The sequence below is a fragment of the Fulvimonas sp. R45 genome (genome assembly GCF_030504985.1).
Classification (GTDB): Bacteria; Pseudomonadota; Gammaproteobacteria; order Xanthomonadales; family Rhodanobacteraceae; genus Rhodanobacter_A.
Map to the genome: position 1 here is coordinate 137,209 of NZ_JASERU010000001.1, position 11,883 is coordinate 149,091.

General features: G+C 68.8%; 14 protein-coding genes and 1 other RNA gene. 13 read left to right on the plus strand and 2 right to left on the minus strand.

From position 1 onward, the window contains the following. Positions 1-58 precede the first annotated feature (58 nt). From smpB to QMK61_RS00675, 8 genes are all read left to right on the plus strand, one after another. A complete protein-coding gene (smpB, locus tag QMK61_RS00640) occupies positions 59-550 on the plus strand; it encodes an SsrA-binding protein SmpB (protein WP_302069745.1) in 492 nt (163 codons plus the stop codon). A 75-nt stretch (positions 551-625) separates the two neighbouring features. Next, positions 626-979, plus strand: a transfer-messenger RNA (tmRNA) gene (gene ssrA / locus QMK61_RS00645). Between the two features lie 161 nt (positions 980-1,140). Further along, positions 1,141-1,521 (plus strand): hypothetical protein, encoded by a 381-nt coding sequence (locus QMK61_RS00650; RefSeq protein WP_302069746.1) that lies wholly within the window; start codon positions 1,141-1,143, stop codon positions 1,519-1,521. Between the two features lie 3 nt (positions 1,522-1,524). Beyond that, positions 1,525-1,899: a GntR family transcriptional regulator gene (locus QMK61_RS00655; protein WP_302069747.1), complete on the plus strand. Its 375-nt coding sequence runs from the start codon at positions 1,525-1,527 to the stop codon at positions 1,897-1,899. After that, positions 1,896-2,753 (plus strand): ABC transporter ATP-binding protein, encoded by an 858-nt coding sequence (locus QMK61_RS00660; protein WP_302069748.1) that lies wholly within the window; start codon positions 1,896-1,898, stop codon positions 2,751-2,753. Before QMK61_RS00655 ends, QMK61_RS00660 begins: the two co-directional genes overlap by 4 nt. Then, on the plus strand, positions 2,750-3,703 hold the full coding sequence (locus QMK61_RS00665; RefSeq protein WP_302069749.1) for a hypothetical protein: 954 nt from the start codon (positions 2,750-2,752) through the stop codon (positions 3,701-3,703). The genes QMK61_RS00660 and QMK61_RS00665 overlap by 4 nt, the downstream gene beginning before the upstream one ends. Positions 3,704-3,734: 31 nt before the next feature. After that, on the plus strand, positions 3,735-4,430 hold the full coding sequence (locus tag QMK61_RS00670) for a hypothetical protein (RefSeq protein ID WP_302069750.1): 696 nt from the start codon (positions 3,735-3,737) through the stop codon (positions 4,428-4,430). A gap of 51 nt (positions 4,431-4,481) precedes the next feature. Next, a complete protein-coding gene (locus QMK61_RS00675; protein ID WP_302069751.1) occupies positions 4,482-5,000 on the plus strand; it encodes a hypothetical protein in 519 nt (172 codons plus the stop codon). 24 nt (positions 5,001-5,024) lie between these two features. Here the strand turns inward: QMK61_RS00675 and QMK61_RS00680 are convergent, their stop codons facing one another. Next, positions 5,025-6,407 (minus strand): class II fumarate hydratase, encoded by a 1,383-nt coding sequence (locus QMK61_RS00680; RefSeq protein ID WP_302069753.1) that lies wholly within the window; start codon positions 6,405-6,407, stop codon positions 5,025-5,027. Between the two features lie 193 nt (positions 6,408-6,600). Here QMK61_RS00680 and purB point away from each other — a divergent pair, with 193 nt between their 5' ends. Both purB and QMK61_RS00690 read left to right on the plus strand, forming a co-directional pair. Continuing rightward, positions 6,601-7,968, plus strand: coding sequence for an adenylosuccinate lyase (gene purB / locus QMK61_RS00685; RefSeq protein WP_302069754.1), 1,368 nt, complete (start codon positions 6,601-6,603; stop codon positions 7,966-7,968). A gap of 70 nt (positions 7,969-8,038) precedes the next feature. After that, entirely contained in the window at positions 8,039-8,797 is a 759-nt protein-coding gene (locus QMK61_RS00690; protein WP_302069756.1) for a sulfite exporter TauE/SafE family protein, read from the plus strand. A gap of 86 nt (positions 8,798-8,883) precedes the next feature. Here the strand turns inward: QMK61_RS00690 and gstA are convergent, their stop codons facing one another. Further along, positions 8,884-9,504 (minus strand): glutathione transferase GstA, encoded by a 621-nt coding sequence (gene gstA, locus QMK61_RS00695; RefSeq protein ID WP_302069757.1) that lies wholly within the window; start codon positions 9,502-9,504, stop codon positions 8,884-8,886. Positions 9,505-9,664: 160 nt separating this feature from the next. On the opposite strand from gstA, the gene QMK61_RS00700 reads away from it, so the two are divergent. From QMK61_RS00700 to QMK61_RS00710, 3 genes are read left to right on the plus strand one after another with little or no spacing between them, the layout of a single operon-like run. Then, complete coding sequence (locus QMK61_RS00700) at positions 9,665-10,069, plus strand: helix-turn-helix domain-containing protein (protein WP_302069758.1); 405 nt, start codon at positions 9,665-9,667, stop codon at positions 10,067-10,069. Positions 10,070-10,121: 52 nt separating this feature from the next. After that, a complete protein-coding gene (locus QMK61_RS00705; RefSeq protein ID WP_302069759.1) occupies positions 10,122-11,327 on the plus strand; it encodes a cupin domain-containing protein in 1,206 nt (401 codons plus the stop codon). Continuing rightward, positions 11,324-11,818, plus strand: a complete 495-nt coding sequence (locus tag QMK61_RS00710) for a hypothetical protein (protein WP_302069760.1) — start codon at positions 11,324-11,326, stop codon at positions 11,816-11,818. The genes QMK61_RS00705 and QMK61_RS00710 overlap by 4 nt, the downstream gene beginning before the upstream one ends. Positions 11,819-11,883 lie beyond the last annotated feature (65 nt).

Genomic DNA, 11,883 nt, shown 5'->3' on the forward strand with positions numbered 1-11,883 from the left:
TGGCCCGAAGGGGCCAAGCCGGCAACGTGGCCGCCCAGAGGCCCGAAGTTTAGCGGACATGGCCAAGAGCAAGGACAAAGACACCAAGGGCGGCGGCACCATCGCGCTGAACAAGCGCGCGCGGCACGAATACCACATCGACCAGCGCTTCGAGGCCGGCATCGCCCTGCAGGGCTGGGAGCTGAAGGCCCTGCGCGCCGGCCGCATCAACTTCGGCGACGGCTACGCCGTGGTGCTCAAGGGCGAGATCTTCCTGATCGGCGCCTCCATCCCGCCGCTGATCAGCGCCTCCACCCACGTCATCGCCGAGGACCGGCGCACCCGCAAGCTGCTGCTGCACCGGCAGGAGATCGACCAGCTGATCGGCGCCGTGGAGCGCAAGGGCTACACCCTGGTGCCGGTGGCGATGTACTGGAAAGGCAACAAGGTGAAGGTCGAGATCGGCCTGGCGCGCGGCAAGCAGGCGCACGACAAGCGCGAGAGCGAGAAGGAACGCGACTGGCAGCGCGAGAAGCAGCGCACCATGCGCGCCCACAACCGCGCCGCCTGAACCTTCCGCCGCGCATGCATTGATGCACCACGCGGCGCCCCCATATACTCCGCCGACCGACCTGATCTTTTCCCCGGGGGTGTTCTGGCTTCGACGGGGGTAGTGAGATGGCCAGGTGCATGCCGAGGGGGCAGCTTTCCTCGTTAATCCAGCCGCAAACTCATAGTTGCCAACGACGACAACTACGCTCTGGCCGCTTAAGGCCTAGCCCCGAACCCACTTGTGCCCGTGCTCGTGGATGTAGGGTCATCATCACGGGATCGCCGGGAATGGCCGTCTGCCAGTTTCCGGCTAACTCCTAGCAGACTGGTCCTTCGATGCGCTTCGCACGCCGTGCTGTCGCGGGACGAGATCCAACGGTGAGCTAAGCATGTAGTACCGGGCGTCAAGCGCCTTCGGACGCGGGTTCGACTCCCGCCACCTCCACCAATGCCAAGGCCATCCGGGCTCCCCGGATGGCCTTTTTCTTTTCCTGACAGGCACTTGGCAACCCCTGCCATCAGTCATGCCCACCGATGCTTGACCATCGAAAATCTAGTGTTATAGTCAACTACAACACCGGTTGACGACACCACCAAAGGAGCATCGTCATGAACACCCAGCCCGACAACGTCAACAGTCCCGTCGCCACCATGGACGACACCTTCGTTTCCGCGCCGATCCAGGCCACCTCGCTGGTCTCCCTGCTGGCCGCCCTGCTGATCACCGGCTTCGGCCTGTACGCACTGAGCCATGGCGCGCCCCGCTTCGAGCCGCACATGATCGACGGCATCAAGGTGACCGACCTGGCGCCGGTCGAAGTCCGCGCCGACGCCGCCGAACTGCGCGCCGCCACGCTGAGCGCCGGCACCGCGATCATGGCGCTGCCGCGCTCGGTGGAAACCGGCGCCGGCATGCTCGGGGCGCAGTTGGCCATGCCCTACTATTCGTTCGGCGACACCAAGGCCAGCTTCGCCAGCAGCAAGGAATAACCCATGACCATCACCTGGAACGACAGCGTCCCGATCTATCGCCAACTGCGCGAACGCGTGGTGGCGATGATCCTGGACGGCGCCTTGAACGAGGGCGACCCGCTGCCGTCGGTACGCCAGGTGGCCGCGGACTTCCAGATCAATCCGCTGACCGTGTCGAAGGCGTACCAGGAACTGGTCGACGACCAGCTGGTGGAAAAAAGGAGGGGATTGGGCATGTTTGTCATCGATGGAGCGCGCGAGGCCTTGCTCAAGTCCGAGCGCGAACGCTTCCTGCGCGAGGAGTGGCCGGCGCTGTTCGCACGCCTGCAGCGGCTCGGGCTGGACCTGAAGACCCTGATGCGCGAGGCCGAGAAGCCGGCCGGGGACACGCCATGAGCACCGTGATCGCCGCCACCGGCCTGACCAAGCGCTACAAGAACGCCACGGCGCTGGACGGTGCGAGCTTCCGCATCGAGTCCGGCCGCATCGTGGGCCTGATCGGCCCCAACGGCGCCGGCAAGACCACCGCGCTGAAGGCCATCCTGGGCCTCACCGACTTCCAGGGCGAACTGAGCGTGCTGGGCCTGGACCCGCGCAAGCAGCGCGGCAAGCTGATGGAACAGGTGTGCTTCATCGCCGACGTGGCGGTGCTGCCGCGCTGGATCCGCGTGCGTGAGGCCGTCGATTTCGTCGCCAACACGCACCCGCGCTTCGACCGCAGGAAGTGCGAAGCCTTTCTGGCCCGCACCAGGCTCACCCCGGGCCTGCGCGTCAAGCAGATGTCCAAGGGCATGATCGTGCAGCTGCACCTGGCGCTGGTGATGGCCATCGACGCGCGCCTGCTGGTGCTGGACGAGCCCACCCTTGGCCTGGACATCCTCTACCGCAAGCAGTTCTACCAGAACCTGCTGGAGGACTACTTCGACGAGGACAAGACGATCATCGTGACCACCCACCAGGTGGAGGAAGTGGAGCACATCCTCACCGACCTGATGTTCATCCGCGACGGCAAGATCGTGCTGGACGCCGACATGGACAGCGTGGGCGAGCGCTTCGCCGAAGTGATGGTGGGCGCCGACAAGGCCGCCGCCGCCCGCGCGCTGCGTCCGCTGGACGAGCGCCAGGTGTTCGGCAAGAGCATTTTCCTGTTCGACGGCGCCGACCGGGCCGTGCTGGAAGGGCTGGGCGAGGTCCGCCGCCCCTCCGTCAGCGACCTGTTCGTCGCCACCATGAAGGGTACCTACGCATGAAAACCTTCTACTGGCTCGTGAAGCGGGAATTCTGGGAACACCGCGGCGGCTTCCTGTGGGCGCCGGTGATCACCGGCGGCGTGTTCCTGTTGCTGAACCTGATGGGCATCATCGCCGGCGAGGCCATGGGCCACTTCGACGCCCATGCCGATTTCATCGGCAACAACATGGGCCTGTTCAACCACGCCCTCAATGAAGGCGACATCACCAAGGTCGGCCTTGGGCTGGACGTGATGATGTACTCCACCACGATGATCATCTGCATCGTGCTCGGCTTCGTGGTGTTCTTCTACTTCCTCGGCGCGCTCTACGACGACCGCCGCGACCGCAGCCTGCTGTTCTGGAAATCGCTGCCGCTGTCGGACTCCGCCACCGTGCTCTCCAAGGTCGCGGCCGGCACCTTGCTCGCCCCGCTGATCGCGGTGATCTGCGGCGTGCTCACCGGCATCGGGATGCTGCTGATGTATGCGATCACGCTGTCCTTCCATGGCGTGGGCGTGTGGCACCTGCTGACCTATGCCCATCCGTTCCGCGTCATCGCGAACCAGATCATCACCATTCCGCTGTATGCGCTGTGGGCACTGCCCTGCACGGGCTGGCTGCTGCTCTGCTCGGCCTGGGCGCGCAGCAAGCCGATCCGCTGGGCCCTGCTGCTGCCGGTGGCCGTAGGCATGATGCTGGGCTGGTTCAACCTGCTGGGCGCGCGCGTCATGGGCAACGGCTGGTATTGGGACATGTGCGGCCGCATCCTGCTCAGCGTGTTCCCCGGCAGTTGGCTCGGGCACAACTTCCAGTACGCGGGCAGTGGCTCGGAGCAGGCGCTGGACCTCCTCCGCGTCGGCAACGCCTACACCGTGATGGCCACGCCCGGCTTCTGGATCGGCGCGATTGCCGGCCTGGCCCTGCTCGCCGGTGCCATCTGGCTGCGCCGCTGGCGCGACGACACCTGATCTTCGATCCGACTGGATGGGGAGCATATCGATGAAAACCAACGCAATCGCCACCGGCATCCTGGCCTCCGCGCTGCTGCTGCCGCTGGCCGCCTGCAGCCAGTCCGAGCAAACCGGCACCGACGCCGGCAACGCCACGGCCCAGGCCATGAAGGAAGTCCGGGAACAGACATCCCCGTCGATAATCGCCGCGGAGGTCCGGAAAGGCATGCAAAAGGCCAAGCAGGAGCTGGTCACCAGGGACATCGACATCAACAGCGTCCATGTCGGCCACGGCCACCGCCGGGACGAAGACTCCCGACCCAAGGCCGTGATCACCCCCCAGGGCGACCTGGTCATCGCGGGCAGGAAGGTCGAAGCCACGCCGGAACAGCACGCGATGCTGCAGGACTATCGCCAGCAGATCATCGGCATCGCCGAGGCCGGCATGGACATCGGCGCGAACGGCGCCGACCTCGGCGTCAGCGCGGCCAAGGAAGCGATCTGGGGGGCGTTCACCGGCAAGAGCGACAAGGAGATCGAGGCCGCCATCAAGCCGCAGACCGACCAGATCCAGGCCGCCGCCGCCCAACTCTGCCAGCGCATGCCGGGCCTGCTGGCCTCGCAGCAGAAGCTGGCCGCGGCGATGCCCGAGTTCAAGCCGTACGCCACGATGACGCAAAAGGACGTGGACGACTGCGGCAAGGACGGGAACGGCAAGAAGGGCTTCGCCGTCTTCTCCGACTGATCCCGCCGCTGCGCCCTCCATCATCCTCTTGAGCCATCGACAGGACCATCCATGAAAGCCCCCGTCCGCTCCCTGCTGCTGACCGTGCTGGCGAGTTCCATCGCCGCCTGCCAGATACCCGACACCACCATGCAGAACGGCGCGATCACGCTGTACGGGAGCAAGGTGGTCCTGCGCGTCCTCGGTTCGCCGAAAGCCGCGATCGAGGCCGACGGCTCGCTGGCCATCGGCGACAAGGATGTCGCCGTCACGCCGGCCGAGCGCAACCTGCTGGTGCAGTACAACCAAAGCGTGCGTTCCGTGCACGAGACCGGGGTGGCCATGGGCAAGGCCGGCGGCGAGATGGCGCTCAAGGCCGTCGAGGCCAAGCTCGAGGCCAAGCCGGACAAGGCCGACCGGCAAGCCCAGGCCGGGGCCGGCCGGATGAAGAAGCTGAGCCTCGACATCTGCAAGGCCGAGGCCGGCATCAAGTCCGCCCAGGACCAACTCGCCGCGCAGCTGCCGGCCTTCAAGCCCTACGCGTCGATCGTCAGCGCCTCCGACGTGGCGAATTGCGCGAAGGACGATTGACGGTGCCGCCGCGGACGCCGCACGTCATCCTTCGCGGATGCCGCCCCGCGTCAACGCCAGTGGGTCGAGCAGCTTCTGCAGCTCGGCCTTCGACAATCCGGTGGTCTCCAGCGCCACGTCGATGATCGGCCGCTTCTCCTTGTACGCCCGCTTCGCGGTGGCGGCGCCCTGCTCGTAGCCGATCACCGGGTTCAGCGCGGTGACCAGGATCGGGTTCAGCGCCAGCGCCTGGTTCACCCGCGCCTTGTTGACCCGGAAGCCGGCGATGGCCTTGTCGGCCAGCAGGCGCGACACGTTGGCGAGCAGGTCGATGGACTGCAGCAGGTCGTAGGCGATCAGCGGCAGCATCACGTTGAGCTGGAAATTGCCGGACTGGCCGGCGACCGCGATCGCCGCGTCATTGCCGATTACCTGCGCCGCCACCATCGCCACGGCCTCCGGGATCACCGGGTTCACCTTGCCCGGCATGATCGACGAGCCCGGCTGCAGCGCCGGCAGTTCGATCTCGCCCAGCCCCGCCAGCGGACCGGAATTCATCCAGCGCAGGTCGTTGGCGATCTTCATCAGCGCCACCGCCAGCGTCTTCAGCGCGCCGGACAGCTCCACCGCATCGTCCTGCGCGGCCATGCCCTCGAAGGGGTTGGCCATCGCCTCGAAGCGCACGCCGGTGAGCTTCTTCAGCTCGCGCGCGATGGTGGCGCCGAACTTCGGATCGGCGTTGATGCCGGTGCCCACGGCGGTGCCGCCCTGCGGCAGGCGGCGCATGCGCTTCAGCGCGTCCTCGATGCGGCCGATGGCCGAGTCCAGCTGCGCCGCCCAGCCGGACAGTTCCTGCCCGAAGGTCACCGGCATCGCGTCCATCAGGTGGGTGCGGCCGGTCTTGGCCACGTTGCGCAATGCGCGGGCGCGACGCTCGATGGCCCGCTTCAGGTGTTTCAGCGCCGGCAGCAATTGCCCGTGCGCGGCGAGCGTGGCGCTGACGTGGATGGTGGTGGGGATCACGTCGTTCGAGCTCTGCCCGTAGTTGACGTGGTCGTTCGGGTGCACCGGCGTGCCCGTCTGCGCCGCGAGGTGGGCGATCACCTCGTTGGCGTTCATGTTGGTGCTGGTGCCCGAGCCGGTCTGGAACACGTCGATGGGAAATTGGTCGTCGTGCCGCCCCTCGGCCACCGCCAGCGCGGCCTTGCGGATCGCCGCGGCCTGCCCTTTCCTCAGATGCCCCAGCGCCAGGTTCGACTCGGCCGCCGCCGCCTTGACCAGCCCCAACGCGCGGATGAACCCGCGCGGCAGGCGCAGGCCGGAGATCGGGAAGTTGTCGATGGCGCGCTGGGTCTGCGCGCCGTACAGCGCGTCGGCGGGTACCTTCAGCTCGCCCATGCTGTCGTGCTCGATGCGGAACTGGCTCATGGAACGGTCCTTCGGGGAAGGGAACCCGGCCACTATAGGCCCGCGCCCGTGAGTGCTGCGACAAGCGCCCGGACATGCAGCCCGCGCCTGTCCGGTCAGATGGTGATGCGCGCACGGAATAAGCGCGCCGCCGCGGCCGGTCGGCCGCGCCATGTAAACTGGCGCCCTTTCCCGCTTCTCCGGAACCTCGTCGATGTCCACACACGCCCTCACCGCCCTGTCGCCGCTGGACGGCCGCTACGCCGCCAAGGCCGAAGCGCTGCGCCCGATCTTCAGCGAGTTCGGCCTGATGCACCGTCGCGTGCGGGTGGAGATCGAGTGGCTGCTGGCGTTGGCCGCCGAACCGGGCGTGGCCGAGCTGCCGCCGTTCTCCGGCGCCCAGGTCGACCGGCTCCGCGCCATCGCCGACGGTTTCTCCACCGCGGACGGCGATCGCATCAAGGCCATCGAGGCCACCACCAACCACGACGTCAAGGCGGTCGAGTACTTCATCAAGGAACGCATCGGCGGTGACGCCGACCTGGCCCGGGCCAGGGAATTCGTGCACTTCGCCTGCACCAGCGAGGACATCAACAACCTTTCCTACGCCCTGATGCTGCACGACGCGCGCAGGCAGGTGCTGTTGCCCGCGTTCGACCGCATCATCGCGAAGCTGCGGGAGATGGCGCACGCGCACGCCGACCTGCCGATGCTCTCGCGCACGCACGGCCAGACCGCCTCGCCCAGCACCCTGGGCAAGGAGCTGGCCAACGTGGTGGCCCGCCTGGAACGCCAGCGCAGGCAGCTGGCTGCGCTCGAAGTCCCCGGCAAGATCAACGGCGCGGTGGGCAACTACAACGCCCATGCCATCGCCTACCCGGAGGTGGACTGGCGCGGCTTCTCGCAGCGCTTCGTGGAAAGCCTCGGACTGGACTACAACCCCTACACCACCCAGATCGAGCCGCACGACGGCGTGGCCGAATACTGCGACGCCGTGCGCCGCGCCAACATCATCCTGATCGACCTGGCGCGCGACGTGTGGGGCTACATCTCGCTGGGCTACTTCAAGCAGACGCTGAAGGCCGGCGAGGTGGGTTCCTCGACCATGCCGCACAAGGTCAACCCGATCGACTTCGAGAACGCCGAAGGCAACTTCGGCCTGGCCAATGCCCTGCTCGGCCATTTCGCCGAGAAGCTGCCGATCAGCCGCTGGCAGCGCGACCTCACCGACTCCACCGTGCTGCGCGCGCTGGGCACCGCCTTCGGGCACACGCTGGTGGCGCTGGAGTCGCTGCAGAAGGGCCTGGGCAAGCTCACCGTGAACGCCGAGCGCCTCGCCGCCGACCTCGACGCCAGCTGGGAAGTGCTGGCCGAGGCCGTGCAGACGGTGATGCGGCGCTACGGCCTGCCCGAGCCCTACGAGCAGTTGAAGGCATTGACCCGCGGCCAGGGCATCACGCGCGAGTCGATGCGCGACTTCATCGACCGGCTGGAACTGCCGGCGGAAGCGAAGCGGCGACTGCTGGAACTGGCCCCGGCCGGCTATACCGGGCTGGCGGCCGACCTGGCACGGACGATCTGACCGGCTCGATGGAGGAAGGCCCGGCCAGCATTCCGCGCGGCGGGCACCCGCGCACGGCGGGAGTTCGCGCGTGATCCAGATCCAGCTCGCGGACTTTCTTGTCTACGCCGCCGTGGGCGCCGCCGCCCAGCTGGTGGACGGCGCCCTGGGCATGGCCTATGGCGTCACCTCGGCCGGCATGCTGATGAGCCTGGGCATGCCGCCGGCCATGGCCAGCGCCAGCGTGCACTACACCGAGACCTTCACCTGCGGCGCTTCGGGCCTCAGCCACCTGTGGGCCGGCAACGTGCGCCGCAGGCTGTTCCTGGCCCTGGCGATCACCGGCGTGGTCGGCGCGCTGGCCGGCGCCTTGCTGCTGGTGCACCTGCCCTCGCGCTGGGTGCGCATCGTGCTGACACCGTATCTGCTGCTGATCGGCGTGTTCCTGCTGCTGCGCACCGTGCGCCGCGAGGGCCCGCTGCGCACCGAACCGCCCGCCGGCACCGCGCCGCTGGGCCTGGTCGCCGGCTTCCTCGACGCCATCGGCGGCGGCGGCTGGAGCGCGATCACCGTGACCGCGCTGGTGGCGCGCGGCATGGAGCCACGTCGGGTGATCGGCAGCGTGCACCTGGCCAAATGCGTGGTGAGCCTGGTCGCCAGCATCAGCTTCCTGCTCACCCTCGGCATGGGCAAGCTCAGCGTCATCGCCGGGCTGATCGCCGGCGGCGTGGTCGCCGCCCCGTTCGGCGCGTTGCTGGTGCGGCGCATCCCGCCGCGCGTCACCACCCTGCTCGCCGGCCTCACCGTGCTGGCCCTGGGCGTGAACAACGCCATCGCGCTGCTGCGCTGACGGCGCACGCGCGGGACGGCGGGCCCGACACACGTCCGCCGTCCCAGGGCGCCCGGCCCGGCATGCGGTAAGCAGGCGATACCGCGTCAGGCCACCGCCTTCTTGACCAGCCCCTCGGCTTCCAGCGCGGCCTGCACCTTCGGCCTTGCCGCGACGCGCTGCTGGAAGGCCTGCAGCGCGGGGAACCCGGAGAGATCCAGGTCCACGTGCCTGGCCCAGTTGGTCACGGTGAACAGGTAGGCGTCGGCCGCGCTGAACTGCTCGCCCATCAACCATGGCTGGACGGCCAACCGCTGTTCCAGCAGCGCATAGCGCTTGTGCAGGTAGGCCTTGCGCTCCTCCCTGACCTCGTCCGGCGTCTCCGGCTTGAACAGCGGGCTGTAGGACTTGTGCAGCTCGGAATTGATGTAGCCCAGCATCTCCTGCAGCCGGTAGCGCGCCAGCGTGCCGTTGGCCGGCGCCAGTCCGCTTTCCGGCTTGAGGTCGGCCAGGTACTGCACGATCGCCGGACCCTCGGTGAGCAGTTCGCCGTCGTCCAGCGCCAGCGCCGGCACGTAGCCCTTCGGGTTGATCTGCCAGTAATCCTCGTCGTGTCCGGTGCGCTTGGCCTTGGTGTCCACCTTTTCCAGCTGCAGCGGAATGCCCGCCTCGAGTGCGACGATGTGCGGGGAAAGCGAACAGGCGCCGGGCGCGTAATAGAGCTTCATGGCATGTCTCCGGTGGGGGAAATCGATGGGAGAAAACCGCGCGGGGTGGCCCGCCGCGATGCGTGTCGCATGCTAGCCAGCGCGCCATGCCCTGCCTACCGCCCGGCCCCGGGTTCTCCGTAGAATCCGGTAACCGAACGGTTACCGGCCACGTCACCCCATGGGTCTGCCCCTACGCAAAAGCAAAGTCGCGCCGCCACCCGCGTGCCCGTTCTCCGAAGTGCTGGCCCTGCTGCGTGGCGCGTGGACCGCGAACATCGTCTGGCACCTGAGCCGGGATGCCCGACGCTTCGGTGAACTGCGCCACGACATGCCGCGCATTTCGGCGCGCGTGCTCAGCGCGAGGCTGCGCGAACTGGAGGCGCGCGGACTGATCGCCCGACACGCCCTGGACAGCTCGCCGCCCTCCGCCGAGTACGCGCTGACGGAACTCGGGCGCGAACTGCTGCCGGTCATCGGCGCCATGGCCCGCGTGGGGCAGAAGCTGCTCAGCGAATGGGGCAAGCATCCGGTGCATGCGCCCCGGCGCTCCGGCGAACTCCCGGCGTATGCCCGCGGGGGCTGATCCTGTCCAGGCTCTTCGCGGACCTGTCCGACCGCACGGTTACAATGCCCGGATGACCAACCTCGCTCCCTCCCGCAAGCCGCTGCCCATCGAGGTACGCGGTACATCCAGGCTCCCGCTGGGCATGACCCCCGCGCAGTTCCTGCGCGACTACTGGCAGAAACGCCCCCTGCTGATCCGCAACGCGTTCCCGCATTTCACGCCGCCGATCGCGCCCGAGGACCTGGCCGGCCTGGCCTGCGAGGAAGGGGTGCTGGCCCGGCTGATTCGCCACGACGAGGCGCGTCGGCGCTGGCAGGTGAAGACCGGCCCGCTGGCCGAGGCCGACTTCGCCAAGACCGGCAATGCCCACTGGACCCTGCTGGTGCAGGACGTGGACAAGTGGGACGCCGACGTCGCCGCCCTGCTCGAGCCGTTCGCCTTCCTGCCCAGCTGGCGCGTGGACGACATCATGGTCTCCTACGCCGAGCCCGGCGGCGGCGTGGGCGCCCACGTGGACCAGTACGACGTGTTCCTGCTGCAGGGCCTCGGCCAGCGCCACTGGGCGATCAGCACCGACCCGCACGCGCCGAAGGACTTCCGCCCCGACGTGGAGCTGAAGCAGCTCGCGCGGTTCGAACCCACCCACGAGTGGCTGCTGGAGCCGGGCGACATGCTGTATCTGCCACCCGGCGTGCCGCATGACGGCGTCGCCTTCGGGGGACCGTGCATGACCTTCTCGGTCGGCATGCGCGCGCCTTCGCGGGCGGAACTCACCGGCGACCTGGCCGACTACCTCGCCGAGCGCCTCGACGAAAACCAGCGCTACGCCGACCCCGACCTCGCCCCGGCGAAGGCCGCGGGCGAGATCGACCGCACCGCACTGGCGCGGCTGCGTGCCGCCCTGCCGTTCGCCGCGCCCCTGGACGAGGAAACCCTACGCGACTGGTTCGGCCGCTTCATCACCCGCTACCGCAATGCGCAGACGCCGGCACCGCCCGCCAAGCCGCTGGGCGAAACGGCCCTGCTCAAGCGCCTGCGGGACGGCGCGCAGCTGCTGCGCCATCCCTGGTCGCGCATGGCCTGGAGCCGCGGCAAGGCCACCGCCACGCTGTTCGCCAACGGGCAGGCCTGGCCGGCCCCGCCGGCACTGGCGCAGCGGCTGTGCGCGCAACGCGGTTTCACCCCCGACCTGCCGCTGGCGCAGGACGAACTGGCCCTGCTGCTGGCGCTGGTGAACGAGGGCCACCTGCTGCCGCACCGGCCGCGACACCGATGACCCCGGAGGAGGACGCCCCGTTCTCCTTCGACGGCCACGAGGCGCTGGCGCAGGCACGGCTGCGGCTGCTCGCCGGCGCACGGCGCCGGCTGTGCCTGCACCTGCCGCGCCTGTCGCCGGACGCCTGGGCCAGCGCGGCGGAGCTGGCCGAGCTGCGCCGCATCGCCACCGCCGGCCGCGGCGCGGAGATCCGCCTGCTGCTGCACGAGCCCGAGGCGGCGGCGCGCGACGGGCACCGCCTGCTGGAGCTGGCTCAGCGCCTGCCCAGCGTGTGGCGCCTGCGCACCCCGCTGGAAGCGGCCGACCGCACCTGCGCCTCGGCCTGGCTGCTTACCGACGCCGGCGGCTACCTGTTCCTGCCCGACCCCAGCCGGCCGCAGGGCCGCGCCGCCGGCCGCGACCGCGCCGCCCAGGTGCCGCTGCAGCAGCGGTTCGACGAGGTGTGGGAGCGCTCGGCTCGCGCCACCGGCCTGCTGCCGCTGGACCTGTAGCCCCGGCAGCCGTGGCGGACTGGCTGAATCGCGCCTCCATGCGAAGGGCATTCGACGATCCTCCG